24 protein-coding genes and 1 pseudogene are annotated in these 26,305 nt (G+C 44.1%); 11 read left to right on the plus strand and 14 right to left on the minus strand.

The window, feature by feature from the left end:
* Nucleotides 1-195: 195 nt before the first annotated feature.
* The 4 genes from phnE (AC6ESP_RS23660) to AC6ESP_RS23675 all read right to left on the minus strand — a co-directional run bounded on the left by phnE (AC6ESP_RS23660) (nt 196) and on the right by AC6ESP_RS23675 (nt 3,795).
* On the minus strand, nt 196-1,002 hold the full coding sequence (phnE, locus tag AC6ESP_RS23660; RefSeq protein ID WP_497099203.1) for a phosphonate ABC transporter, permease protein PhnE: 807 nt from the start codon (nt 1,000-1,002) through the stop codon (nt 196-198).
* A 16-nt stretch (nt 1,003-1,018) separates the two neighbouring features.
* On the minus strand, nt 1,019-1,834 hold the full coding sequence (phnE, locus tag AC6ESP_RS23665) for a phosphonate ABC transporter, permease protein PhnE (protein ID WP_497099204.1): 816 nt from the start codon (nt 1,832-1,834) through the stop codon (nt 1,019-1,021).
* Nucleotides 1,827-2,606, minus strand: coding sequence for a phosphonate ABC transporter ATP-binding protein (phnC, locus tag AC6ESP_RS23670; RefSeq protein WP_497099276.1), 780 nt, complete (start codon nt 2,604-2,606; stop codon nt 1,827-1,829). Before phnC ends, phnE (AC6ESP_RS23665) begins: the two co-directional genes overlap by 8 nt.
* Nucleotides 2,607-2,709: 103 nt before the next feature.
* Nucleotides 2,710-3,795, minus strand: coding sequence for a phosphate/phosphite/phosphonate ABC transporter substrate-binding protein (locus AC6ESP_RS23675; RefSeq protein WP_497099205.1), 1,086 nt, complete (start codon nt 3,793-3,795; stop codon nt 2,710-2,712).
* A 194-nt stretch (nt 3,796-3,989) separates the two neighbouring features.
* Here AC6ESP_RS23675 and AC6ESP_RS23680 point away from each other — a divergent pair, with 194 nt between their 5' ends.
* Nucleotides 3,990-5,582, plus strand: a complete 1,593-nt coding sequence (locus AC6ESP_RS23680; RefSeq protein ID WP_497099206.1) for a bifunctional metallophosphatase/5'-nucleotidase — start codon at nt 3,990-3,992, stop codon at nt 5,580-5,582.
* Between the two features lie 145 nt (nt 5,583-5,727).
* Here the strand turns inward: AC6ESP_RS23680 and AC6ESP_RS23685 are convergent, their stop codons facing one another.
* A complete protein-coding gene (locus tag AC6ESP_RS23685) occupies nt 5,728-5,808 on the minus strand; it encodes a hypothetical protein (protein ID WP_497099277.1) in 81 nt (26 codons plus the stop codon).
* Between the two features lie 305 nt (nt 5,809-6,113).
* Between AC6ESP_RS23685 and xynA the strand changes: the two genes are divergently transcribed.
* The 8 genes from xynA to AC6ESP_RS23725 all read left to right on the plus strand — a co-directional run bounded on the left by xynA (nt 6,114) and on the right by AC6ESP_RS23725 (nt 16,931).
* Nucleotides 6,114-6,749 (plus strand): endo-1,4-beta-xylanase XynA, encoded by a 636-nt coding sequence (gene xynA, locus AC6ESP_RS23690; protein WP_497099207.1) that lies wholly within the window; start codon nt 6,114-6,116, stop codon nt 6,747-6,749.
* A 165-nt stretch (nt 6,750-6,914) separates the two neighbouring features.
* Nucleotides 6,915-7,769, plus strand: a complete 855-nt coding sequence (locus tag AC6ESP_RS23695) for a formylglycine-generating enzyme family protein (RefSeq protein ID WP_497099208.1) — start codon at nt 6,915-6,917, stop codon at nt 7,767-7,769.
* 392 nt (nt 7,770-8,161) lie between these two features.
* Complete coding sequence (locus tag AC6ESP_RS23700; RefSeq protein ID WP_497099209.1) at nt 8,162-9,709, plus strand: response regulator transcription factor; 1,548 nt, start codon at nt 8,162-8,164, stop codon at nt 9,707-9,709.
* A gap of 19 nt (nt 9,710-9,728) precedes the next feature.
* Nucleotides 9,729-11,567, plus strand: a complete 1,839-nt coding sequence (locus AC6ESP_RS23705) for a sensor histidine kinase (protein WP_497099210.1) — start codon at nt 9,729-9,731, stop codon at nt 11,565-11,567.
* On the plus strand, nt 11,557-13,101 hold the full coding sequence (locus tag AC6ESP_RS23710; protein WP_497099211.1) for a response regulator transcription factor: 1,545 nt from the start codon (nt 11,557-11,559) through the stop codon (nt 13,099-13,101). The genes AC6ESP_RS23705 and AC6ESP_RS23710 overlap by 11 nt, the downstream gene beginning before the upstream one ends.
* 123 nt (nt 13,102-13,224) lie before the next feature.
* Entirely contained in the window at nt 13,225-14,916 is a 1,692-nt protein-coding gene (locus AC6ESP_RS23715; protein WP_497099212.1) for a type 2 periplasmic-binding domain-containing protein, read from the plus strand.
* 90 nt (nt 14,917-15,006) lie between these two features.
* The gene (locus AC6ESP_RS23720) at nt 15,007-15,972 is read left to right on the plus strand and encodes an ABC transporter permease (RefSeq protein WP_497099213.1); all 966 of its coding nucleotides are present in this window, start codon (nt 15,007-15,009) and stop codon (nt 15,970-15,972) included.
* 2 nt (nt 15,973-15,974) lie between these two features.
* A complete protein-coding gene (locus AC6ESP_RS23725; protein WP_497099214.1) occupies nt 15,975-16,931 on the plus strand; it encodes a carbohydrate ABC transporter permease in 957 nt (318 codons plus the stop codon).
* 129 nt (nt 16,932-17,060) lie between these two features.
* On the opposite strand, the gene AC6ESP_RS23730 is transcribed toward AC6ESP_RS23725, so the two are convergent.
* The 3 genes from AC6ESP_RS23730 to AC6ESP_RS23740 all read right to left on the minus strand — a co-directional run bounded on the left by AC6ESP_RS23730 (nt 17,061) and on the right by AC6ESP_RS23740 (nt 19,533).
* Nucleotides 17,061-17,252 carry a hypothetical protein gene (locus tag AC6ESP_RS23730; RefSeq protein WP_497099215.1) on the minus strand — a complete coding sequence of 64 codons (192 nt, stop codon included), beginning with the start codon at nt 17,250-17,252 and terminating at the stop codon, nt 17,061-17,063.
* A gap of 415 nt (nt 17,253-17,667) precedes the next feature.
* Complete coding sequence (locus AC6ESP_RS23735) at nt 17,668-19,059, minus strand: hypothetical protein (RefSeq protein WP_497099216.1); 1,392 nt, start codon at nt 19,057-19,059, stop codon at nt 17,668-17,670.
* Between the two features lie 15 nt (nt 19,060-19,074).
* Nucleotides 19,075-19,533: a hypothetical protein gene (locus AC6ESP_RS23740; protein ID WP_497099217.1), complete on the minus strand. Its 459-nt coding sequence runs from the start codon at nt 19,531-19,533 to the stop codon at nt 19,075-19,077.
* Between the two features lie 554 nt (nt 19,534-20,087).
* On the opposite strand from AC6ESP_RS23740, the gene AC6ESP_RS23745 reads away from it, so the two are divergent.
* On the plus strand, nt 20,088-20,951 hold the full coding sequence (locus tag AC6ESP_RS23745) for a DNA-primase RepB domain-containing protein (protein ID WP_497099218.1): 864 nt from the start codon (nt 20,088-20,090) through the stop codon (nt 20,949-20,951).
* Between the two features lie 190 nt (nt 20,952-21,141).
* Here AC6ESP_RS23745 and AC6ESP_RS23750 read toward each other — a convergent pair whose 3' ends face one another.
* A complete protein-coding gene (locus AC6ESP_RS23750) occupies nt 21,142-21,750 on the minus strand; it encodes an NAD(P)H oxidoreductase (RefSeq protein WP_497099219.1) in 609 nt (202 codons plus the stop codon).
* A gap of 41 nt (nt 21,751-21,791) precedes the next feature.
* Entirely contained in the window at nt 21,792-22,781 is a 990-nt protein-coding gene (locus AC6ESP_RS23755; protein WP_497099220.1) for a hypothetical protein, read from the minus strand.
* Between the two features lie 172 nt (nt 22,782-22,953).
* Between AC6ESP_RS23755 and AC6ESP_RS23760 the strand changes: the two genes are divergently transcribed.
* Nucleotides 22,954-23,298 carry a winged helix-turn-helix transcriptional regulator gene (locus AC6ESP_RS23760; RefSeq protein WP_497099221.1) on the plus strand — a complete coding sequence of 115 codons (345 nt, stop codon included), beginning with the start codon at nt 22,954-22,956 and terminating at the stop codon, nt 23,296-23,298.
* 20 nt (nt 23,299-23,318) lie between these two features.
* Here AC6ESP_RS23760 and AC6ESP_RS23765 read toward each other — a convergent pair whose 3' ends face one another.
* From AC6ESP_RS23765 to AC6ESP_RS23780, 4 genes and pseudogenes are all read right to left on the minus strand, one after another.
* A complete protein-coding gene (locus AC6ESP_RS23765) occupies nt 23,319-23,618 on the minus strand; it encodes an aspartyl protease family protein (protein WP_497099222.1) in 300 nt (99 codons plus the stop codon).
* The gene (locus tag AC6ESP_RS23770) at nt 23,615-23,872 is read right to left on the minus strand and encodes a hypothetical protein (RefSeq protein WP_497099223.1); all 258 of its coding nucleotides are present in this window, start codon (nt 23,870-23,872) and stop codon (nt 23,615-23,617) included. Before AC6ESP_RS23770 ends, AC6ESP_RS23765 begins: the two co-directional genes overlap by 4 nt.
* A 696-nt stretch (nt 23,873-24,568) precedes the next feature.
* Nucleotides 24,569-24,700, minus strand: a complete 132-nt coding sequence (locus AC6ESP_RS23775) for a hypothetical protein (RefSeq protein ID WP_497099224.1) — start codon at nt 24,698-24,700, stop codon at nt 24,569-24,571.
* A gap of 133 nt (nt 24,701-24,833) precedes the next feature.
* Nucleotides 24,834-26,089, minus strand: a pseudogene (locus tag AC6ESP_RS23780) (saccharopine dehydrogenase NADP-binding domain-containing protein).
* Nucleotides 26,090-26,305 lie beyond the last annotated feature (216 nt).

Below are 26,305 nucleotides of genomic sequence, written 5' to 3' on the forward strand. Positions count from 1 at the left end.
TTGTCAAGTTCTTTTAATCTTTTTCACGCAAAAAAAGAGCAGGCTATCTTTCGATAACCTGCTCTTTTACATAGTTATTTGGTTCAGCACCTTAACTTAATGACATTGACCTGCGCGGTGTCTCTTCTGATAAGTTTGATGGAGGCGAGCCGTGTGCCGCCAAATGATGATTTAAATGTTTCGCAGCCCTATTTATTATCCTCTAACTAACTTCGTACGCAGCTTATTAGAAACGAACTCGATCAATAGAATAAGGACAACTAAACCAATCAGGATCGATCCAACCTGATCCCATTTGTAGCCTCTCATTGCAAAGATAAGCGGCGCGCCAATGCCGCCAGCGCCAACAATCCCTAGAATCGTAGCTTCACGCATATTCATGTCAAAGCGATAAATCATGACAGATAAGAAAACGGAAAACAGCTGCGGAATAATGCCAAACCGGATTTTCTCAAAGGTTGTACAGCCAACGGAGGACATAGACTCCAGTACACGTTGATCAACCTCCTCTATAGCATCCACATATAGCTTAGCTAGCATGCCTATAGAGGTAAGTCCTACTGTTAACACCCCTGCGAACGCTCCGGAACCTGTAACACGGATGAACATCAAGCCGTATACAAGCGCCGGAATTGTACGAATCGCAATTAGCAGCAGTCTTGTTACCCAAGATACCGGCTTAGGGACAATATTAGACGCGGCTAGAAAGGCAAGCGGGACAGCTAGAACTGCACCGACAATCGTTCCTAGGAATGCGATTGCTATCGTCTCTACTAATAGATACAACACACTTTGCTTGGTCATATTGAACAGCAGATCTAGATCAGGATGGGTTAGCCCGTACAAAATATTTTTGGCAATCGTAAGTCCGCCTTGCCCCATATTGCTAAAGTTAACTGTAGTGAGAGACCAAATAAATAAAGCTGCAACAATTGTTGCTATAGTCGCTATATATAATTGGTTTCGAGGTGCAGCTAACAATTGCTTCTCAATGTGATTCATTTGCTTAACGTCTCCTCTAGATTAGCTTTTTTCGGAAATGCTCGCTGACTCTCTCGATTAGGTATACGGTCACAATCAGTACCAGAATAATTAAGCCGACCGATGGATAATCGCGCCAGCCAAGTCCCTCACTGATTAATAAGCCTATACCCCCTGCTCCGACATATCCAAGAATGGCCGCATAACGCACATTTCCTTCAAAGCAATACAGTGATGTCGAGATATAGCCTGGCAGCACCTGGGGCATGATTGCGAAGCGGAAGGCTTGTAGTCTTGTCATTCCAACCGACTCCATCGCCTCGAAGGCGCCCATATCCACATTCTCAATTTGTTCATACAGCAGCTTGCCCACATAGGAAATGGTGAACAGCATAATGGCTACCGTTCCTGCCATCGGTCCAAGGCCAAATACGAAGGTTGCAATTAACGCACTGACAAGTGTCGGCAATGTCCGTAGTAGACTGAGCAGTGTTTTGCTCACTACAATTATGATTTTTGAGCTTGTAATATTAGAAGAAGCAGCTACTGCTATGGGCAGCGCAAGCAAGGCTCCGAGCATCGAGCCGAGCAGCGACATTTTAATCGTATCAAGTAAAGGGTTCCAAATATTACTCAGGGTACTCCAATCTGGCGGAATCATCTGTTGAATAATAATAAAGAATTGATTAATCCTCTTCACAAGCATTTCAAAGCTAAATCCTGTAAACTCTGCGGATAGTACCGCACCTATAACAAGAAGAATAACAATGAGCGGTGTTCGCGAACGCTCCTGAAGCACAGTCTTTCCGTTAGGCAGCTTTATTGTCTTAGGAGGAAATAACTTATTAACCATAAGCTGCCCGCTCCTCCACCGCTTTCTCCGACTCCCATTTACCGCCGTAAATCTCCTGCAGAATAGCTTGTGTTACCTTAGAGGCTGCCCCGTCGAATACAACCTCTCCCTTGCGAATACCGATCACTCGGTCTGCATATTCGAGTGCAATCTCAACATGATGAATATTCATAATGACGGAGATATTCATCTCCTTGTTAATTCTCTTGAAATCGTCCATCACGATGCGTGAGGTTACAGGGTCAAGTGAAGCTATGGGCTCATCAGCCAAAATAATATCAGGATTTTGTGCAAGCGTACGCGCTAACGCCACACGCTGCTGCTGTCCACCCGATAATTGGTCCACACGAACGAAGGCTTTATCCAGAATCCCTACTTTATCAAGGGCTTCCAGTGCTTTGATTCTATGCTGCTTGGTAAATACCCCTGTTACTTTTCGCCACATCGGAAGCCCCGGTACGAAGGATACGAGAACGTTATTAATCACTGTCGTGCGTGTTACTAGGTTGAAGGATTGAAAGATCATTCCTATCCTGCGGCGGAACTGGCGGATATGCTTCCCTTTGAGCTTAGATACATCAACGTTGTCGACCATGATTTTCCCTTTTGTAATGTCATGTATGCGATTAATGCAGCGGATAAGCGTAGATTTACCGGCTCCCGAGAGTCCAATAACGGCAACGAATTCACCTTGTTCAATTGTCAGATTAATATTAGTTAATGCATTTGTGCCATTGCTGTATGTTTTCTCCACATTGATAAACTCGATCATCGGAACCTTCATTCCTTTAGCCATAAATTTTGAATAATAAAAATGAGAACATCATGAAATGATGATGTCCTCATTGTGGTTTCATGCAAGCTTTGTCATTACACTATTTGCTATTGCGGATGAATTCTTGTGCTTTACGCTCATTATCATAATCGGAGGATTGAGCAACTTGGTAACCTTCATGCGAATAGATGGCAATAACTTGCTTACCTTCTTCTGTTCCTGCAATCGCGATGAATGCTTCTTGAATGGCCTTCTTCAACTCATCGTTCATGATTGCCGAGTTTTTGCTCACACTAACGGTGTCGTTGTAGATAGGCTGCGTAACCGCAATAACGTTGGTTTGATCCCAGATGGAACCTGTGCCACCTAAATCAGTTGTCCATTTCTCTTCATTGTCACGACGAGCATCCGCGTAAGCTACGATCACATCAGATTGTCCTGCAGCTAGGCGTGCGAATGAGCTGCCATAAGAATCTGATTGTGTAACGTATGCAAGATCCGTCAATTTCTTGTTATATTTCTCTTGCAGCCATAGTGTCGGATAGATATAGCCAGCTGAAGAGGATGAAGACATGACAGACCAGTTAGCGCTGTTAAGATCTTCCCAAGTCAGCTCTTCACCATTGTTTACTTTAGCTGCAAGCTCTTGTCCTTTAGGGGAAGGACCTGCAATAAAGAGAGAACGATAATAAGTCGCTTGTTGATCGTCTAGGCCTGTAGTTGGCTTGTTATCGTTCCAGTCCTTCGCATTCTCCGAGTCATTAGACAGAGCCTTACGAGTGGATGTTAGAATAACCTCTGCGCCATCATCGTACAAAGTATAAGTACCACCAGGAATCAAACCTACGTCCGTCGTACCTGCGCTAAGCGCCTCGCCTACCACCTCATAGGTTGTACCTACGTCGATCTGAACCTCACCTACATTAAATCCTTGAGTTGCAAGTTGATTGATCAGCAATTCTTTTAATGGCTCTGTCGCTGTAATAATCTCATCAGGATCCTTGGACGGAACGAAGCTTACCTTAAGAACTTCAATTTCTTTGTTAGCATCTTCCGCTGGCTGCTGTGTTGCTGCCGAATTTCCGGAACCTGTGTTTTCACCATTAGATGCATTATTAGCACCACAGCCTGCTAGCAAGCCGATTGTGAGCACAGATGCTAATAGAATCGTGAATCTCTTTTTCATTTTCAAAAAACCTCCACCCGTTTTATCTATATTTTCGATGTTCTCTCGCACTCCAAAATTATAAAACCCAATAATTAACTATATATAAAGATAGAGTATAGGTTTTGTAAATTTCATTATATTTAATAAAGTAAGTATATGGGTGTGGTAGAATGTGTTTGTCTTAAATCATATTTAGTAGAGGAAGATGTACGATGCCCAATCCTACATGCGAGGTTGTCATTCTTGAATCAAGTGACCTTCACGGTTACATACTGCCCCGAAGCTATGCTAATCTTAGCGTTGTTGGTTACGGCTTCGCCCGTATTGCTAGTATTGTAAAAAAGCTGCGTGAAGCACATCCTTACACGCTGCTGATCGATAATGGAGATTGCTTGCAAGGCACCCCGCTTACCTATTATCATGCTAGGATTAACAGTGAGCCTGCGAATCCAGTAATCTCATGCATGAACGAGCTTCGCTATGATGCAGCCATACTTGGCAACCATGAATTTAATTATGGACTCTCTTATTTGCGCGATGCTGTCCATTCATCAGCCTTTCCATGGTTATCTGCCAATATTATAGCTAGCGCAACTGAGGCTCCACTATTCGAGAAGCCGTATATGGTGAGAGAGCTGGATAATGGCTTGCGAATCGGAATACTAGGCTTGACCACCTCCTATATTCCACATTGGGAGCAGCCTCAGCATATTGAGGACTTACGTTTTGAAGACCCCATAGAAACCGCACAGCGATGGGTGAAGCATATGAAGCTAGTGGAAGGTGTCGATATCGTCATCGTATCCTACCATGGCGGCTTTGAACGTGATTTAGAGACCGGCCTGCCTACAGAGCCATTAACGGGTGAGAATGTTGGATATGCGCTGTGTGAGCAAGTGGACGGAATTGATGTGCTGCTGACAGGCCATCAGCATCGTGCTATTGCCGGCTGTACAATAAACGGGGTCTGCGTCGTACAACCAGCCAATGAAGGCCGATTCTTAGGTAAAGTTACCCTACAGGCCGAGAAGGTTGGTGATACTTGGCACTTGACGAATAGTCAGTCAGAGTTAATGGATGCAGCAGAATATGAGCCGGATGAAGCAGTCGAAGCGATTGTATCTGATATCGAATCGCTAACACAAACGTGGTTGGACAAGCCGATTGGTTTTGCCGAGAGAGACATGCTCATTAACTCACCTGAAGAAGCCCGCCTCAGGGAGCATCCACTAATTGAATTCATCAACAAGCTGCAGATGGATGTCGCCGGGGTTAACATCTCCTGTACCGCCCTGTTCGACAACCTGTCGCCCGGCTTTGGAGAACAAATCACTATGCGTGACATTGTGTCGAATTATGTGTATCCGAATACGTTGAAGGTCATCCGCATCTCAGGGGGCGATATTCGTGAAGCGTTGGAGACAACAGCGGAGTATTTCGAGCTCGATGCGCAAGGCAGCATCGTCGTGAATGAATCCTTCCTGCAGCCTAAGCCCCAGCATTTCAATTATGATATGTGGGAAGGCATCGACTACCTATTGGACATCTCCAGACCCATTGGGCAGCGGGTTATCCAATTAGAGCAGTTCGGCCAACCACTCGCAGACAATGAACTATTTGACGTAGTCATGAATAACTATCGTGCTGCAGGCGGCGGCAACTACACCATGTTCCAGGGAAAGCCTGTCGTTAAGGACATCCCCACAGATATGGTCGAATTAATGGCCGATTATATTCAGGCACGCAGCCCTATTACAGTAGGTACAAATAATAATTGGCGGATCGTAAATGGCAATGTTGATTGAGGGTGAATGAGACATCACGACAGGTCTGCTTAAAATATAACAAGAACCCGACTGCATTGCGGTCGGGTTTTTGTACGGCACCTGCTGCTTTGAAAAAAAAGCGTTCGGACTTCGCCCAACGCTGCTGTGTGCCTTATCGGGATGTCTAAGCTCCGTCAACTGTGATAACGTCGCCATTGATAAACTTCGACTCGTCCGACGCGAGGAATAGAGCGGTATTCGCGATATCATCCGCTTCGCCGCTGTTGAACGGGCCAAGATCACCGAATGTAACCTCTCCAAAGGATCAAGCGTACCCATATTAGCTGGATTGCCGTCAAAAGTAGTTTCAAATAGGAGGGATAAATCTTTAATTTGTCTAGTTTTATATATGTGCTTATCTTCTATAATCTACTCAGATGAGAAATGTATGCGCTTACTTCACGTTGTCTACTAGAAGGAGGTGACAGTCAGAAGTTCACCAAGTATGACACAGGATACGTTATATATGTAGGTTAAGTAGTGACAAAAAAATATTTCAGGAGGTAGATTATGTTTAAATTTAAAAAGAAAATCTTGACGGTATTGATTGCAGCTTCAATGAGTATTAGCTTGTTTGCAGCATCCGCAAATGCAGCGACAGACTATTGGCAGAATTGGACCGATGGTGGCGGGACAGTAAATGCTACGAATGGAACTGGTGGCAATTACAGTGTTACATGGACAAATACCGGGAATTTTGTTGTCGGTAAAGGCTGGACTACCGGATCTGCATCTAGGACGATAAACTACAATGCCGGCGTCTGGTCGCCATCCGGCAATGGGTATTTGACTCTCTATGGGTGGACTAGAAACTCACTCATCGAATATTACGTCGTTGATAGCTGGGGCACTTATAGACCTACTGGAACGTATAAAGGCACCGTGACCAGTGATGGGGGCACATATGACATATATACGACTACTCGAATCAACGCTCCTTCCATTGACGGAACTGCAACGTTTACCCAGTTCTGGAGTGTCCGACAGTCGAAGAGAGCGACCGGTAGCAACGTCGCTATCACTTTCAACAATCACGTTAACGCATGGAAGAATTATGGAATGAATCTGGGGAGCAACTGGTCTTACCAGGTGTTAGCGACAGAGGGATATCAAAGTAGTGGGAGCTCTAACGTAACGGTGTGGTAACTGGTCAACTGCAAGCAGAGCAACTGATGGGCACCAGACCGTTTCCAACCTATTGAGAAAGTCTTTTTACCATTGAAATGGATAAGGCCTGCAGGCTTCACAGTCAGCGGCCCTATCCATTTCAACACCTATACCTATTCCTATTCGTTTAAAGGAGACCTATCAATGAGAAAGCTATTAATTTTCCTTTTAATAGCCATAACAGTTGTCGTCAGCGGTTGTTCGCAAGAAAAGACTGAGAAGAATGAAAAGACTAAGAATGATAACCTTGTATTAGTCGAAGGCGGGACTTTTATAAACACCAAGTCCAACTACTATGGAGAAAGTGTAACGCTATCAAACTTTTATATCGGCAAATATGAGGTAACGCAAAAAGAGTGGATTGAGGTAATGGGAAGTAATCCGTCACAATTCAAAGGAGACAATTTGCCGGTAGAAATGGTAAGTTGGTATGACGTTGTTGATTACTGTAATAAAAGGAGCATAAAAGAGGGCTTAAAACCTTTTTATCATATAGACAAAAATAAAAAAGACCTGAATAATAAGAGCGATAACGATAATATAAAATGGACAGTAACGATCAATGAGGGAGCTAATGGTTACCGATTGCCGACAGAAGCGGAGTGGGAATATGCTGCAGGCGGAGGTCAGGTGAGCAAGAGTTACACATACAGCGGAAGCAATAATGTAGATGAAGTAGCCTGGTATTGGAAGAACGCAGGAGATAAATACTTATCTGGAGATTGGAACTGGCCGATCATAGAAAACAACCATAATAAAACAAAATCTATCGGTGTCAAGAAACCCAATGAATTAGGACTTTATGATATGTCAGGTAATGTAAGAGAATGGTGCTGGAACTGGTACGAGGATCTGGATAGTAATAGCGGTTCATTCCGGATTGTAAAAGGCGGCGGCTGGATCGGCGGCGTCAATAACAACGAGTTAGCTTTTCGGGGCAAATTCGAGGCGAATGGCATTGGTCCCGATCAAGGTTTTCGTGTGAGTCGCGGCGAGTAAGGAGCCCGAAAAAACAACTGAAGGATTACAATTTAAAATAAAACGGGCCATTCGCCAATATGTCATCGGCGAAGCGGCCCGTTTTTATTGTTTGTTATTATTGGGAGGCAGCGGTTCTTTTGTTTGCCAAATCAAGCACAGCGGGATAAAATGTAACCAATATAAAACAACATAAACGTGATCTGCCTGTAAATCTATATTATGAAAGGGGAGCTATTCTCCCAACATCTAAAGTTTTCAATATAAAAGCTTTATTTTGTACACTTTTAAACATTGCAGCCTATTTTACAATTATATATGTAAGCGCTTAATCATATGTGGTATTACTTTGATATAACTTGAATTTGATGCAATTGGGCCAAATAAGTGCGTTTTCAGATAGGAGTGAGGGCATGTGGAATGTTCTTCTGGTCGATGATGAGCCAGGGGTCCTAGAAGGGCTGAAAAGTATGATTGATTGGGAAAGCTCCGGCTTTCAAGTCTGTGGAGAAGCATTAAACGGTCTGGATGCACTGAGGCTGATTCAGGAGCTGCGCCCCGAGTTGGTCTTGACAGATATTCGGATGCCGGTAATCAATGGCTTGGAGTTGATCGAGAAGACGAATCGGCTGCTCCCCCATCCCCCTAAATTTATTATATTAAGCGGCTATGACGACTTTCAATATGCACTCGCAGCAACACGTCAACGGGTAGCAGAGTACTTGCTTAAACCAATCGACGATGAAGAGATCGAGGCGTTATTGGTCAAGCTTAACCGACATTTACAAGAGGAGACTGCCACTGAGCAGAGCCGCAAGAACCAGCATTCTTTTGCCATCAACCATTTGGTTAACCGTCTCATTCAAGGCGAATACAATCCGGGTCTAGAGCAGCAAGTCCGCCTGTCGTTACAGCTTCAAGGGAAGCCTGAGGAATTAAGGTGCATATTAATTGACACGTTCTCATCCCCTTTCGATTTGAGGCCACAGGTTGCTGACTATTTCTCTCAGGATATCGTTTGTTCCTTCCAGGACAGCACCGGAAGAACGGTATTGCTGATTCAAGCTTCTTCGAATGCCGATGGAAAGCTTCAGGAAACGGCCGTTCAGCTTCACACGGATTTAGTGGCTAAGCTGGGCCAACCGGTCATTATAGCTATCAGCGTTACAGGGGAAGGAATCCAAGCAATCCGAGAGTTATATTTGCAAGCGCTGGAAGTCCGGAAGCGGAAACGAACCCAAGGTAAAAGCGGCGTATTTTATTATCACGAGGTTGAGAAGAGAAACCAGCATGATGACGTGTCCAAGCTTAAATTCAGACAGCTGCAGGAGATGGTGATCGATGGAAGCTCAGCAGCAATCGAAAGCTGCGTAGAAGAGGCATTCGCTTCGATTGCTGCTGGTAACCTGCCAGATGTCGAAGTGGCTAGAGCCTATTCAGCGGATCTGGAATTGACGATATGCAGGCTTCTGGCCGAAAGGAACGGAAACCCGGATACGTTTATGATGAAGCTGCAAGGAGAATTCGGTAGTCTGGGCGATAAGGAGGATTATCCGGCTCTGAAATTCTATGTTCGCTGCCTATGCTTGAAGACTGCTAACGTCCTGCATGAATTAAATCAGCAAAATGAGAATAACACCGTATTTCATGTGATCCAATATGTGGACCGTGAGTATCGCAGCAAGCTGCACCTGCTTGATTTGGCTAAGCATTTTCATATGAATTCAACGTACTTAGGGCAATTGTTCAAGAAGCATACGGGGAAATCGTTCAACGTGTATTTGAATGAGAAGCGGATTGAGGAAGCGAAGCGACTGTTAAAACGAACTCAGATGAAAATATCCGATGTTGCACAGCAGGTAGGATACCCGAACGCAGACTATTTCGTCAATAAATTCAAAATGCACACCGGGGTATTGCCTTCAGTATATAAGACGGATTTCGAGACTAGGAAGCACTAGTGGCAGGGATGGTGTACAGATGAGAGGAAGAAGATTCAGATTCGGTACAATTGTGAACGATATTCCTTTGAATTACAAGTTTTTTCTTATTTTTTTCGTGGGCATTCTTCTGCCGATTATTGTCATTAATCTGCTGTTCATGGACCGAATGTCTGATCTGATCAAATCGCGCGAGGAGCAAAATGTTGAAATATCGCTAGAGCGAGCAAGAAAGGATATTGACGATTTTATAGACGGCGGAGTGGCTGTCAGCCATGCCCTATACACCGATAAGACGTTGTATGAAATGCTGGACCGTACCTATGACAATCAGGTCGATTTCTATGAGGCATTCGATGAACATCTTCGAAACCGGATGATCGGGTATATTCCAGTCAATAATCAAATTTCAAGAATCAGCGTTTTTACGGACAATCAATCAATCGTGTCGGGAGGCAACTACCACGTGATCAATGATACTGTGCTGCAAAGCGACTGGTACAAACAGTGGGAAAAGTCAACGGATCCGGTAATCGTCTCAGCATACCGGGGAGCTGAAGTGAGTGATGTCGTTTCGACTGTCCCCTATTTCAGCATCATTGAACGGATGGACTATTATGATTCATACAATAAATATGACAAGCTGCTTCGAATCGATATCGACCTTAGTAAAATTTACGATGTAATTATGCGGGAAAAAGATTATTTGAATCTGTTCTTGGTCAATGACCGTGATCAGATTATTATGTCGGCCCAAAGTGGATACCAGAGGGGGAATATCGAGGATGCTTACCCTGTATTTAAGCTGCCGGAGTTATACAACCAAGAAGATGTCCATGCGGTAGCGGTCGGCACAGCCAAATATGTGAAGGGATGGCGGTTGATCGGACTTACGCAAGGGACGCAGGTTTCGCATGCAATGCTGGACATGAGGCTGTTCGTAGCGGTTCTGGCTGCAGCCGTCAGCTTGATCGCATTTATTTTCATCTACGTCATGCTCAGATCCTACAATTACCGGGTGAAGCGGCTGTCCCGGCATATGCAGAAGGTGACGAACGAGAAGTTCGAACTGATTCGAATGGATGAGGGCCACGATGAGATCGGCGGCTTGATTCAGAATTTCAACATGATGACAGCGAGAATCAACTCGCTTATCAACAACGTGTATAAGCTGGAAATTCAGAAAAAAAGCCTGGAGACGGAGCGTGTACAGGCCGAGTTGAATTTTTTGCAAAGCCAGATGAACCCCCATTTTCTGTTTAATACGTTAAACGCTATTCTGGTTGCATGCACGAAGCACAACTACGCTGATGTGACAGATATCATTAAAAGCTTGTCCAAGCTGCTCCGGCGATTACTTAGCTGGAAAGAGGACATCGTGTCACTTCAGGAAGAAATGATGTTTATCGAGATGTACCTCAAAATCGAAAAATTCCGGTTTAGAGATAAGTTTGAATTCGAATTCGATATCGACAAGGAAGCACTGCGCTATAAAATTCCGAAGATGAGCATTCAGCCGTTCGTCGAGAACGCTTGCAAGCATGGCATACAAGCCTTATATGGGGTGGGAACGGTTAAAATCTGCGCTTCAGTTGATCATCATCGGCTCAGGATCGCGATTACCGATAATGGAATAGGCATTGAGGCCGACAAGCTGAAAGAAATGATGATGTCTATCCGCAATGAAAGCTCGTCCGAGACGAGTATCGGAATTCGGAATGTGTATCGCAGACTGGAGCTTTATTATAACGAACAGGTGCTTTTCGATATCGTGAGCCAGCCGAATGAGAAGACAAGAGTTTCTTTTGAAATTCCAATAAAGCTGCTTCAGCAGCTAGACAATTCTGACGAGGGAGAGAGCAGAACACATGCCCTATAAAGTGTTGTTAATTGATGACGAGCCAGGCGCTCTTGAAGGCATGCAGCTGTGGATTAATTGGCAGGAGCTCGGCTTCGAGCTTTGTGGAACGTGCAGCAACGGATTCGAAGGCTTGCAACAGATTCAAGAGCAGCTGCCTGATGTGGTCATAACGGATGTCAATATGCCGATGATGGACGGGCTTGAAATGATCGCCGCTTGGCAGCAGCAGCAGCATTCGAAAAAAGTTGTTTTTGCGATCGTGAGCGGGCACAGCGATTTCGAATATGCACAGCGAGCGATGCGATATGGAATTAATCATTATTTGCTGAAGCCTATCATCCAGGAAGAGGCCGAGCTGGAATTGAAAGAGATTTATCAAGAGCTGGTGCAGGAGGCCGAAAAGCAAAGCTTTAACCGGATTGCAACCTACGAAGAAACGGTTACTTTGATCAAAGGATTATTGATGGAGCAATCGATGCCGCAGGATGCAGCCCTGCTAATGCCGCTCGATACGATATCCATCAGCAAGGAGCAATGGAATTTCTATCTCGTTCAAGCCGATGCTGCTGTATTCACTGAATTGAGAGAGACGGCCGCATCGCTGCTGACCTCGGAGCCCTCCATGTTTCTGATTGACCTGGAGGAGGGCAGCTTTGGCATCGTGTATGGATATACAGCCGGCCTGGATCATGAAAGCAGAACTTGTCCTCTCATCAACGAACTGGTACGTCGGTATGCGGGCCAGCGGTTGTTTGTGGCGGCCGGTATGGAAGCCTCATCTCTGCATGGCATTGGCATGTGCTTCCGAACGGCGAAGGAAGCGATCGCACATCTCTTTTATAAAGCTGATTACAATGAAGTTGTTTATTATAGCGATATCCGGGATACGCCCTTTCATTGTCACTACGACATCCGTCTCATGGACGGTATACTGGGGGCGATTGAGCTGCTTCATAAATCAAGCTTCCGGGAAGCTGTTCATTCGGCTGCAAGCAGCTTCCGCGAAACGCTTACTGCTCCCGATATCGTGAAAAAAGTCGTCATTCACCTCTTGTATAGAGCAATCGATTACGTGCGGGAGATCAGCGGCGCCTCAGCCGAAGCTATGCTTGAAAAATACAGCATTCCGGAAATATCAGGCTCCGTACTCCATATTAATGATCTTTTGAGTCAGCTCTTAGTATGCGGCGAAGAGAGCATAGAGCTCCTGCTTAAGGAGCAGAAGCAAAATTCGCAAGGTATCGTGCAAAAAATCAATAGTTACATCCATGAGCATTTTCGCGAAAATATTACAATTAAGAAGCTTGCGGAAATCTTTTATTTGAATTCGGTTTATTTGGGCCAGCTTCTATTGAAGAAGAACGGGCTTAGCTATAATGAATCGGTGCATAACCTTCGGATCGCTGAGGCGGTACGTTTACTTGAAAATAATAAGCTTAAAAACAGCAAAATCGCGGAGCTCGTCGGGTACGGCAATTACAGTCATTTTCTGAAGCAGTTTGAAAAAAGAATGGGCATGTCTCCAAATGAGTATAAAAATAACAGGTTGTAAAGTTTTTAGGGTTAATGCTTTAATTACGCAATAGCTGGGGCTTGAAAGCGCTTTTATAATAAAGAAAGGTTACATGCAAGGATTGATGCTTCTTGTAACTAAAATCAGATGGAGGTGCTTTACATGGGGGGCAAGTCTAAATCGTTGTTTCGGCTCAGTGCTGTTATGCTGCTATCTCTTAGCGTGATCCTGTCGGGATGCAGCGGAAATAACAATGCAAATACTGGCAATGAAAACAACACTGCAACACCGGCAGCAGCCGGAGATGGAGCAACAAAGATAGAGCCGTATGAAATCAGTTTCTTTATCGGAGAAGCCGGCCAACAGCCAACACCTGACAACAAGGTTTACAAGAAGATCAAAGACGAATTGGGAGCAACTCTTAATTTCGAATTTTTGGCCGGGGATATTGAGCAAAAACTCGGCGTAATGATCGCCGGTTCGGATTATCCGGATGTAATGACCGCCAATACGAAGCTTACTGCTGCAGGTGCCTTCATTCCGCTTGAGGATCTTATCGAAGAGCATGCTCCTAATCTTAAGGCGCATTATGCAGAATTCTGGAACATGATGAAGGATCCTAACGACGGACATATTTATACTTTGCCGAACTATGGCGTATATAACGGGAAAGTAAACAGCACTTATTACTCAGGACCGGCATTCTGGATTCAAAAGGATGTATTGAAGGAATTCGGTTATCCAAAAGTCAAAACGCTGGATGAGTATTTTGATTTGATTGCTCAATATAAAGAGAAATACCCAACGATTGACGGCAGTCCGACAATCGGGTTCGAAATTTTGAACTACGACTGGAGAAACTGGGGATTGTTCAACGCTCCGCAGCACTTAATCGGGCACCCGAACGATGGTGGAGTTGTTGTGAATGACGGCGTAGCGGAAATTTTCGCGGATAAAGATTATTCCAAACAGTATTACCAAAAGCTTAATGAAATGAATAGCCTTGGTCTTCTCGATAAAGAGACTTTCACACAGAACTATGACCAGTACATGGCCAAATTGTCCAGCGGCACCGTTCTCGGGATGTTTGATCAGCACTGGAATTTCCAAGCGGCAGAGGACTCCTTGACTACCCAAGGAAAAGATAATAGAACTTATGTCGGCTTGCCTTTGGTTTACGATACGAACACCACAGATTACTACCGTGACCTTCCGGCGCTTAATTTGAACAATGGTTTCGGCATCAGTGTTAATGCTAAGAACCCAGAACAAATCATCAAATTTCTTGATGCTCTGATGACGGAGGATTGGCAAAAAGCGTTTACATGGGGCTTTGAAGGCGAAGACTACATCGTCAATGAAGAGGGCCGATTCATGAAAACGCAAGAGCAGCGGGATAAATTCACAGACGCAACTTGGAAATTGGCAAACAAAGCGGATACCTTATACAAGTTCTCCCCTAAAACTGAAGGCAGCTTCAGCGACGGCAACTCTACGGATGCGGCAGCTCAACCTGAAGAATATCAAGCAGGTCTGAAGGAATTCGACAAAGAGATACTGGCAGCTTACGGCTACAACAGCTACGTGGACTTCTTCAGTGAGCCGCCAGCAAACCCGATTTATTATCCAGCTTGGAGCATCGATTTGGTTGATGGTTCGGATGCTAAGATGGCTAATACGAAGCAGAATGAGCTGTCTTCCAAATTCTTGCCAAAAGCGATTCTAGCCAAACCGGCTGACTTCGACAAGGTCTGGAGCGAGTATACTTCTGAGATTGGAAAAGTCAATATCAAAGCTTATGAAGACCGGGTCAATCAAATCATTCAACAGAGAATTACGGACTGGAGCAAATAAGGCATTTGTGTGAAAATCAGCAAGAGGTAAGGCATTCATCATGCCTTCCTCTCTTGCTGAAATAAAGGCTTGTGGGGAGAGCGGCATTGTATGGATGAGACTTTATTGGAGAAGAGAGCCGTCCGGACTACTGAAAAAGGAAAAAAACAGCGGATTACCTGGAACATCATTAAAAGTCAGAAACAGCTTATTTTTATGTCTGTTCCTCTCATGCTTTATATCATTTTGTTTTCTTATGTTCCCATTTGGGGTTGGACGATGGCTTTTCAAGACTATAAGCCAGCACGCGATTTTAGTGAGCAGAAGTGGGTAGGATTTAAGCATTTCGAATTTTTATTTAACGACGATCGTTTTTGGCGCGTATTGCGCAATACGCTCGGGATGAGCATTATCAACCTGGTGCTCGGCTTTGTCACCGCCATCATTCTGGCATTGCTGCTAAACGAAATCAAAAAAGTTTTATGGAAAAGAATGGTTCAGACGATTTCCTATTTGCCGCACTTCTTATCATGGGTCATTGTGACCGGAATTGTCGCCACCTCGCTGGCATCCGATGGGATCATTAATGATGTGCTGATGAGGCTTCACTTGATTAACGAGCCGATTATATGGCTCAGCAAAGGGGAGTACTTCTGGGGAGTTGTTGGCGCATCGCATATATGGAAAGAGGTCGGTTGGAGTACGATTATATATTTGGCCGCCCTGGCTTCGATTGATCCCGCGCTTTATGAAGCAGCTGAAATTGACGGCGCTAACCGCTACAAGAAGATGCTCCATGTAACCTTACCGGGAATGAAATCGACCATAGTCATTTTGTTGATTATGTCGATCGGACATATATTGGACGCCGGATTCGAAGTACAGTACTTGCTTGGCAACGGCCTAGTCGTCGATTGGTCAGAGACGATAGATATTTTTGTTTTGAAATACGGGATCGCTCAAGGCAATTACTCGCTCGCTACCGCCGGTGGCATTTTCAAAGCAGTCGTTAGTATAACGATGCTGTTGCTTGCGAACTGGACCGCTAAACGACTTGGGGAAGAGAGGCTGTTATAGCTATGGATAATCAAAAAATCAGCCGGCAAAAAGCTTCAAGCCTTTCGATGAGCAGTGGTTCGGGTACCCCCCGGATTGAGCCGATTCTTTTTAATACATTTAATACGATTTTCATGCTATTACTGGTCGTCGTTACGTTATATCCTTTTCTGAATACGATAGCCGTTTCCTTAAATGTAGGGAACGATACGATTCGCGGCGGTATCTATTTGTGGCCAAGGGAATGGACATTACAGAATTATAAGGCCGTTTTTGTTTCGGGAACGATTTACAACGCCTTTTGGGTTTCGGTGGCGAGGACGGTTCTTTCTACCGTTTTGAACATCTTTCTAACGACGATGCTCGCCTATACGTTAAGCCGACGTGAATTTGTATTCCGCAAACCCATTACACTCATCTTCATTCTGACGATGTATTTCAGCGCTGGCTTGATTCCAGGATATTTCTTGATCAAGGAATTGCATTTGCTGAACAGCTTCTGGGTTTACGTTATCCCTTCGATGCTCAGCGCATTCAACATGATCGTGATAAGAACCTACATTGGAACCATTCCGGAAAGCCTTGTAGAATCGGCGCGAATTGATGGTGCGGGAGATTTCAGAATCTTTATTCAAATTATTTTCCCGCTGTGCAAGCCGGTATTGGCTACCATAGCACTGTTTGTGGCTGTAGGGGCATGGAATTCTTGGTTCGATGCGTTTCTATACACATCCTCCAGACAAGAGCTGAGCACATTGCAATACGAGCTGATGAAGCTCTTGTCCTCGACGATGAATTCCAACAGTAACCCTGCCGTGGCGAATGGTGCGGGGGCGACGAAGGATTCGGTTGCAATGGTCACCCCGTTATCGATTCGCGCCGCGGTTACGGTGGTCGCAGCGGTACCGATTCTCCTAGTATATCCGTTCCTCCAGAAGTATTTTGTGGTGGGATTGAACGTAGGCAGTGTGAAGGAGTAGATTGTAGTAAAAAAGAGCCCGAGAATCTGAAGAAGATTCTCGGGCTCTTTTTCGGTATGGCAGCTCCCTTCGGAAGGCGAACCGTGGCTGTTCAAAACCACAATTCGCCGATGTTTGATGATGAGGCTATTAAATGAATTCTGCTTTTTGAAGAAATCGCTGAATGATCGCTAGGAGTGCAGCATCCATCTCCCAGTTGACGATATCCGAATGGTTATGAACCGTATTCGTAATAACCGGATTGTTGCCCGATTCGTTTAGCATCTCTCTAAGCTGAGTTTCTTCCAAGAAGACTGTTGTTACCTTTTTTCCATCTACCATTCTAATATCAACTTTAGCTGCATTTTCTGACTTACTCCCCGTACCAACGACAACATCACTTGAAGAGTTATCTGAGATCCCCCCGCAATTAGAACCAGAGTTTTTTCAATAGGTAATGGAAGCCATGTTCGCCACACTAACATTACCCGCAGCATCTCGGAATTGGACGTAAAGGGTCTTTAATCCCGTGCTACCCGTAAAGCTCCAATCTCTCGCAGATAATACGTTCTCCCAATTCAACCATGTTAGATTATCTTCGGAAAAACGCATTTCTGTAACGCCGCTACCTGCACCATCTGAAAAGCCAAAGTTGATTTCACTAACATGCTGCTTGTCGTGCTTGCACCATTGTTTATGACGATTGTTCCTGTTGGAATCGTTTGATCCAGCTTAATCACGTCATTGATTGTTTCACTCACATTGCCAACCTTGTCTTTGAACTGTACATACACCGTCTTCTCGCGTCACCTGATACAAGACTCCAAGCCTTTGTTATCGCCGATGGTTCCCAGGTTCCCCAGTCACTTCCGTTGCTAGAAAAACGCATCTCCACTATACCACTGCCATTATTTCCGTCGTTGCTAGTCAGAGTGAGTGTAACGTCCGTCACATTCGTCCATTCTGTACCCGATTGAATGATTACCGTACCCGTTGGTGCGATTGCATCGATTTGGAATTGAATGGTTGTTGTATTTCCTGCCGTGTCCGTTACAACCAGCGTGTAGTCGCCATCCACTTCTATCTCGGTGCCGTTTATATAAGCTGTCCCATTCAACTTCGCTGTTCCTTCGTTAAAGGTAATCGTTTTGTTTGTGTTGTATATTCCACCATTTGCTACTCCCAACACGATAGGTAACGTCGTATCAACCCTAAAGCTCACCATCGCAACATTGCCTGCTGAATCAGTAACGAACAGCGTATACGTTCCATCCTGCGTGATAGCTGTACCACTGGAATAGGGGTTCCCATTGAGCAATCCGCTGCCTTCGTTAAATAGAGGCGTGACTGTGCTGTTATATACTTTGTTATTCACTACATTCGTAATAATAGGAGCGGTCGTATCTACTGTAATCGTACTGCTAATAACACCACTGCTCGAATTCCCGACCTTATCTCTATATTGTACATATACAGCCTTAGCTCCCTCGCCAGTCGGAATAACCCATGACCTCCCATTCAGGTCAGCGATACTGAACCAACTGGTCTGCCAACTGCCGCTAATATTAGAAAGGCGCACCTGCTCAACTCCTGAGCCGCTTCCATCCGTATAGGCTCCTTTCAAAGTAACCGTATGTAATTTCGTCCATGAGGCACCATCATTAATGATCAGTGTACCTGTTGGTGCTGTCTGACCCAATACAATGGTCTGAGAAGTATTGAAAGATACCGCATTGTTGGAATCCCTCAACTGCATATAGATGGTCTTCGCTCCATCTCCTCCAGTCAGACTGAATGCTGCAGTATTGCTGAATGGTAGCCAAGATGCCGCAGACAAATTCGCAGAGCTATTCGCAAATCTCATATGTGTAACGCTATCGCCTGCATCAGAATCTGATCCTGTTACGGATAGATTGACTGTGCTTGTGCTTGTCATTGCTCCCTCCATAATCGTAAAAGAACCCGTAGGAGGGGTATTAACCGGTCCAGTCTCATAAGTAACGACTAGCTTCGGGCGGTATGCAACGTTTGGATATTCTAGAGAATAAATGAGAAACCTGCCACTATCTGCATCGGCTTCATTCCCATTGAGTATAAAGGTAATTTTACGATCCGAACCATCTGTGAAGGCTTCTACAGCGCTCTTCACATTGAGCGTAATCGATTAATTCTCAAGATAAGTGCCCAACGGCACTTCGGCAATACTTTTAGCGGTAAATTTGTCGGCATATGGCGTGGCAGTATCTATAACGGGGAAGGTCACATAGTTCAAATCATTCGCAGCAGATCCCCTAGCCTCCATATACAAAGTATGACCTGGGTTCCTTATGGCAGCAGCAACAGTCAAAACCAACTCCGCTGACACAATAGTCCCTTCTGGCACACCTAAATTAAATGTTACGCCCATTCGGTTCCGCACATTTACGAAACCGTCATCATTCATCATCCCAATGTAAAGTAAACCATCGTCAACATTATCATAAATTCCGTCATAATCCTGATGACCTCTTAAGTCCATCATATCGGCAGTGGCTGTATAGGACTTTGTAACATTTCCCACTGCCGCCTCAGCTCTTGGAACTAACCCGGGTGTAATTATCGTGAATACAATAGCAAAAGTCATTACTAGAATTAGAATTCTTTGTTTCACTATTTCTCCCCATTTCTTTGAAACTATTAATTGCTATTTTTAGATATTCATCAACTATCAGCATGTCAATTTATATCAAATATCTCGTTATAATGAACATGTCTGCTAATCGCACAGACTACTATACTTTAAAGAAGCAAGGCCCAATAGTGATTGCTGTCATTTTTTTGTCATATTACAAACGACATTGTTAATAACCAGAGCAGTGCCGAACTAAAAATTAACGAACAGCGTCTTAGATTGACTAGTAGTTGTTAGAGGCCATTTTACCGAACATGAGTATGCGGACTCTGCATTGGGGATATTGCCAAGGAATCCGTACCAACGAGAGGTGCAGGTCTTGGGAGTTAAGTTGAATGAGATTTCATGCAGTAGACAGCAAGAACCCCATCCTCACACGGATGGGGTTCTACATTTGGTTGTTGAAAAATGGGTATTACCCTTTACACTTGTGTCCTCATGCCAGAATATGATTGTTTAGAAAAGAACCGATAGTGTGACCCCTGCTAAAAAAGGAGATGTGGTTAATGGCACAGCGTTTAAGTCCAATAAAATATTCCAGAAATTTGCGCAAGTTTTCCAATCACGCAAGATATTTTATTAAAAAGTTAGGCTGCAAGCAGAGCGAACAATTGCATTTTATTTTAGTCCATGATCCGAAAAACAAAAAAAAGAGATTCAGCTCTTCTTCTAATCACCCAGCGATGACGCTGCACAAACCACTAAATCTACTTGAAAGACGTACTCCTCAATTCACACTCTTTTCCAAAAGAAATACACTCATACATGTTCTCAGCCAAAACAAAAGAGGTTATGCCGTATTTATGGAAATCAACTACCGAGAAACAAGATCTAGTGACTTCAAAAAAATTAGAGCACAGTTCATCGATGTAGATCTAAACAAGATTTCACTACATTTAGACACAAAAGAACAAGTCAAACAGATGATTGAATCCATTCAATCCGACCCTGCAGAACAACTTCAATCTATTACAGTTAAAAGAAATAAAGAAGGTCGATACCATCTTTTAGCTCTGCGAAAAAAACAAAGAGTAGCAAAATTGAAGAAAGCGTTTATAAAAAAATTCAAGAATCAAATTAAGGATACGATGATTATCGAAACGAAAAACGGATATCACATCTATTGGGTTCTTCAAGGCGGATCCATACGCAAATTTGTTCCTATTCAAAAAGCTTTAGCCAAAAAATTCAACTCTGATCCCATGATAACCAATCTATCCCGAGTCATGCGTATACCTGGCTTTTTTCATATGAAAAATCCTGAAAGTCCCTTTATGGTAAGGGTACGGCAATTGGGCAGGAAAAAACCTTTTTCCCAACAGGAAATTATTCAATCACTGGCATTAGAGCCCATTAATCAACTTAAATAAATTAATCAAGCTTAGAGTCGATTGTTAGTATATTTAAGATAGCAAAAACCCCATCCTCAAGCGGATGGGGTTCTACATTGGGTGGAGGCGAACCGTGGCTGTGCAAAACCACAATCCGCCGGAGGTGATGATTCGAGTTATTAAGAAAATTCGCACTTATAACACGAGCAACAGCCTCCAATATACTATATTACTCGTACTTCTCTGCATGAGAAGCATCTCCGTTCAGTTGCGTATAATGAAAACCTAGATCATACGCGTGCTTCAATAGCTTCTCTATTTGGTTCTGATCACCGTCAAGAGTGTTATACAAGATCTCTAACTTCGAATTGGCTATTCCTGCATAATTAGCCATGCCAACATTGAGCTGATGAGCAAGCATTTGGTCGTAGTTCCTTTTCTCAAAATCCTCTAATGAAGCCGCTGCGAGTCCAAGCCACAATACCTGCTCATGATGAAGCTTACCGGTTCCGTATGCGAAACCATTGTTCCAAACGCGGTCGATATACCCTTTTAACATAGCTGGAACGCTATACCACCAAATCGGGAAAATATAGGCCAGTGCATCATACTGCTTCATTCGATTGATTTCCGCCTCCACTTCAGCAGAATATTTTTTAGAACTATTTGACCAGTCCGGTTCGTCTTCTTCTCGTAATACGGGGTCAAATTCGCTGCGATGCAAATCGAACACCTCGGCTTCATGCCCAGCAGCTTGAAGGCCTTGTACAAAACGCTCCGCGACCGCAAACGTTAAAGAATTGGTTCTCGGGTGACTTACAACGATTAATACTTTCATCTTCTTATCCCTGCTCCCGTAGTTTAATTAGAGTTGAACGTTCAAGACTGGTCAAAAATCCGTACACCAAATTGCTCAAAACGTGCGATAGCCGCCTCCACCGGCACCAGCGTCTCAGGAAGATGTATCCCTCCCGCTGCAGCGGAATAGCCGTTCCAACCAAGAACACGCTCAATGGAGACCAGTACGCCGAGGGCCGTAAGATGCGCTTGGCCTTTCGGATCGGATACGACCGTCCGACGTTTGGCTGGTTGGCCCGATTTCAGAATACCTTCAATCTCGATGTAAAGATCCTGGGAGGCCTGACCCCCAGCACGTGTCCCAATGGATGAGCCCTGTATGAAATCAAACCGAACATTTGTCGCGCCAGTGGCTGCCGCTAAGCTAGGTACATCGAGCAGCCCCATAGGAAGTCCCTCCAAAGTGTTTCCGTCGGCAAGCTTAACATGTCTCGGATGCTGACTCGCATCAATCCAGGCCCATTTGCCGCCTTCTCGAATAAGTGCCCGGCCAATGAAGCTCTCCGAATCGCCAACCGTCATTGGTCCCATCTGTTCACGATCATCGTAGAGCCCTGCTAACTCAATCGAATCAATCTGTTTGAAGTCCTCAGCTGCTTTCAATGCAACGAGTGTCATTACCCCAGATTGCGAATGACCTAGCAGGACAATGGGGCGCTTCGGAGGAGTCTTCAACGCAGCAAAGGTTAAGGGAGCCAATTCGTCAGCAAGTTTAGTTATCCCGATATGAGCAATTCCCTTCTGCAGAGCCAGCCCAATTAGGCTGTCGGCAGGATCCTGCAATGAAGAGATGATAAGATCGATTCCCCCCAGATTGTCAAAACCATGGACATTCTCTAAGTCCAAGTATGCTGTTGTGGCGTTTCCAAGTTCTTCAGCTAACGCGATGCCTCGCTCCGGATTTCGTCCTGCAAGTACGATTTCTACATCCTTGTTAATTTTACGCACATGTTGGGCGATGGCGCTGCCAACAATACCGTATCCTCCGGCAATTAATAGGCGTTGTGTCATTTTGTTTCCCTCCACTATTTAAGTTTGATGCTGGTATATGGAGATTATGTTCCATATAATAACATTAGGGAAGAACGCACTTTATTGTGCTATTAGCACCGAATGGTGATATAGACACCAAAAAGTACCTGTATTTTTGACAAAATTTCGGCCATCGACAGGAGGAGAATCCATGGAAATGCAACCGAAGAACACATACAACATCCCAGCAGAAGCTACGCTTGACGTTCTTGGAGGAAAGTGGAAAACACTGATTTTATGCCATTTGTCCTATGGCTCCAAACGAACGAATGAACTTAAGAAAGCAATGCCCGGCATTACGCAAAAAATGTTAACGCAGCAACTTAGAGAATTGGAGGAAGACGGCATTATCTTCAGGACCGTCTACAATCAAGTACCGCCGAAAGTAGTCTATGAAATGACTGAAATAGGAGAGTCGCTGAAAGCGATCCTAGATCAGTTGTGTGATTGGGGAGAAAAATTCATTCAGGGTCAATTTCACCGAAGCAAGACTTAAAGATAGCAAAAACCCCATCTTCACGCGGATGGGGTTTTACAATTGGTGGAGGCGACCTGAAACTGTGAAATCGACTGCCCATCGAAATGGATGGCATCCAGAAATTTAGTGTATACATACTCCACTCCGCCTTCTCCACGAATGGTATCAACGATATCATTTTCTTCAGGAACAATTCCGATATCTCCAACCAAATCAGCGTTGAAAAGCGTACTTGCCGAGCCCGTATCGAGCAGCACTCTGTCTAATTCAAACTCTTTTCCTCTGAATACAATTGTGATCTTAACAAAAGGTAGTCCGTATTCCTCAATTAAATTCATCTCGGACCTCGAATTCCAACATAGCGTTCCCTCGCTACTAGTTCCGGTCGAGAGGTGTGAAAGAAGCAATATTCACGATTAGGTTCTTGCCGATGAAGTTCACTGTAGCGGCGAAGGGCTTCTGTAGAATCAGCAAACGTGTCGATTACAACGACTTCCTCAATATAACGATGTCCTCTTTCTGAGTGAGCCTTCGTAGCCTCCAAAACAACCCATTCCTCAGGAAACCGTTCCTGTACTTCTTGCCAGCGCATTTCTCCACCTCCAAGAAATTTCAATATAACCATTGTAGCATAACTCAAATTCAGAAGAATAGAGACCTCATCGAACCCCTATCCCGCGATTAACCATTGTGATTTTGTGTGGACAAGGGTTCAGAAAAGCGAACCGTGGCTGTGTAAAACCACAATTAGGCGAAGTCTAATGCTGAGATTGTTTGGGGAGGTGGCGTGATCTTGCCTTTTCAGGTTCATTTCTTTGCTATTCATCGCCCCACCGCAACGTATCCATTCCGTGATTCCTCGGATTCATGCCCCACGAACGCTACAAACTAATAACGACGCCTTTTATAACCGCTATGTGACCCGAGAATGCAAAAAAGACACCTAACACGGTGTCTCCTCTGATAGTATTGGTGGAGGCGAGCCGCAGCTGTGCAAAACCACCATTCGCCGCCTGATGCTGCTCGATTAGCCAATGGTGCTCACTCGCCCCCTGTGTAACGGGGTTGAATTTTCACTTCTCTTCCAATGTGTTCTTTATATAATTGGGCAATACAAAAGAAGCTCGAAATATTTCAGGATTTACATATTTCGTTTCCTGCCACGGCAAACCATTCAAGTCCGCTTCGAGAGGGTCCCACTTTTTGGAGGCAACCGTAAAACTCCATATCCCCCCGGGAAACGAAGGGATGGAACATAAATAAGTGTGTACGATTGGCAATAACTTTTTCAATCTGCTAAATAAATAAAGCCGTCTTTTGAAGTAACTTGGGGAGTCCCATCCAGAACTAGCATACGGCCGAAACCTTTCGTTTCGACAATGCTAATCTCTTGAAAAGGTGATTGTTCGTAGTGGAGCAATGCTCCGACTTAATATCCAACTTCCTTATCCAACTCCGGAAGATCGACCCATAACCACAACTCCTCATTTATCTCTTTATAATAACCAGTTAATGAATACCTTTTATCCTTCATATTACATCCCACCGAATAATCATTTTTTAACTCGATCCAATAAAAGCCCGTCAGAACCGGTATTTTCGCCCATAACAAAGTCTTTCATATAGTAAGACAGGTATATGCCATAATTGGTATCGGTTTGAAGCAGCAGTTCGTCCACAAAATAAACTCCAGTAGGAATGTCATCAAGCAACAGCGCGGATAAGGCACCATAAATGCCACACGCTACCTGAAAATAAGTAGCATTTGTTTTATACTCGGAAAATATTTTTTTGTTATTCATAGCGTTGTACATAAATCGTTCCTTATCTTTGTAAACGAGAAGCACGCCTACCAAATCATCTCCATCCAGTTCGGCATCCAACGGGTCCAAAACCTTGTGGTTCCAATCCCAAAGATCGTTAGCATTACCAAGATTCGCGCGGATCAAATCCGTAGTATAGTCATTCACGCGATAAAGAAAACCTATCTCCATATCATAAGCTTTCCCAAGAGTAACAACCTCTTCATGCGGCATCAAGCAACCGTAAAACTGTTTGTTTCCGAGCGACACTTTAAACTCCAGCTCATAAACAGCGTTATAGAAAAAGTGAGGCATATGTTGCCTCATAAACATAGGATAGTTTAGTATGGCTTCATCCAAAAAACATTCGGGTGACCATGTCGTATAAACCGTGTTTTTCTGAGCTAACGATAGATCCTTATAAAATGTATTATCATGTTCAACGATAAAGCAGCCCAGCGGATCTTCGCCTGGGTTTTTCCTTATCATGTCCAAGGCCATCCATTGTACGACGCCGGGATTCATTCCAGAGTCGATGATCGCCTTTGTATTTGTGAACCGTCCTCTATTTTCTTCGAAAATGCGGTATCGTTCCAATAACGTAATCCTTCAAGCTCTTCTTTCTCGTCCACCATTGTATTTTCTAAAGCGGTGTTAATATACTGAACGCCTAATTCATTACAGCAATGAAGCATTTGGACTGTATCGGCCCATGAAACATCGATGACGAACGTTGTCTTCGTATCGATTAAATGCTGCCGAAACGTTCTCAAATCACTCAAATCCAACTGATGCAACGTAGTCGTATGTTTTAAATGAGGAATAAATTGTTCGTAATACTCCATTTCCTTTTGCTTCTGATCAACTAAATGAAGATTCATGCTGCTGATAAACGAATGGATTGGATCATCGACATCTTGAAACGATTTGTCTAATACAGCAAGAATGGATTTAGCTACCCCTCCGGCGCAGCCAAGAATACTAAGGGTTATTTTTTGATTGTTCAAGTTCCTCAACTCCTTTAAGCCAAGGTATTCTTAATAGATAGAAAGTGATCCAATCTATTACCTATCTGTAGAATCTATCTTTTTTCACTAGCGTTGCTTCAAATCCACTCTATGAACTAAACAGGAAACTGCAAACAAAGAAGAACATGGTCTTACAACGAAAAATAGAACCAAGACCTCTTGAAAACGGGGTCTGGCTCTATTTGAACTGCACCC

It is taken from the genome of Paenibacillus xinjiangensis (genome assembly GCF_059686975.1).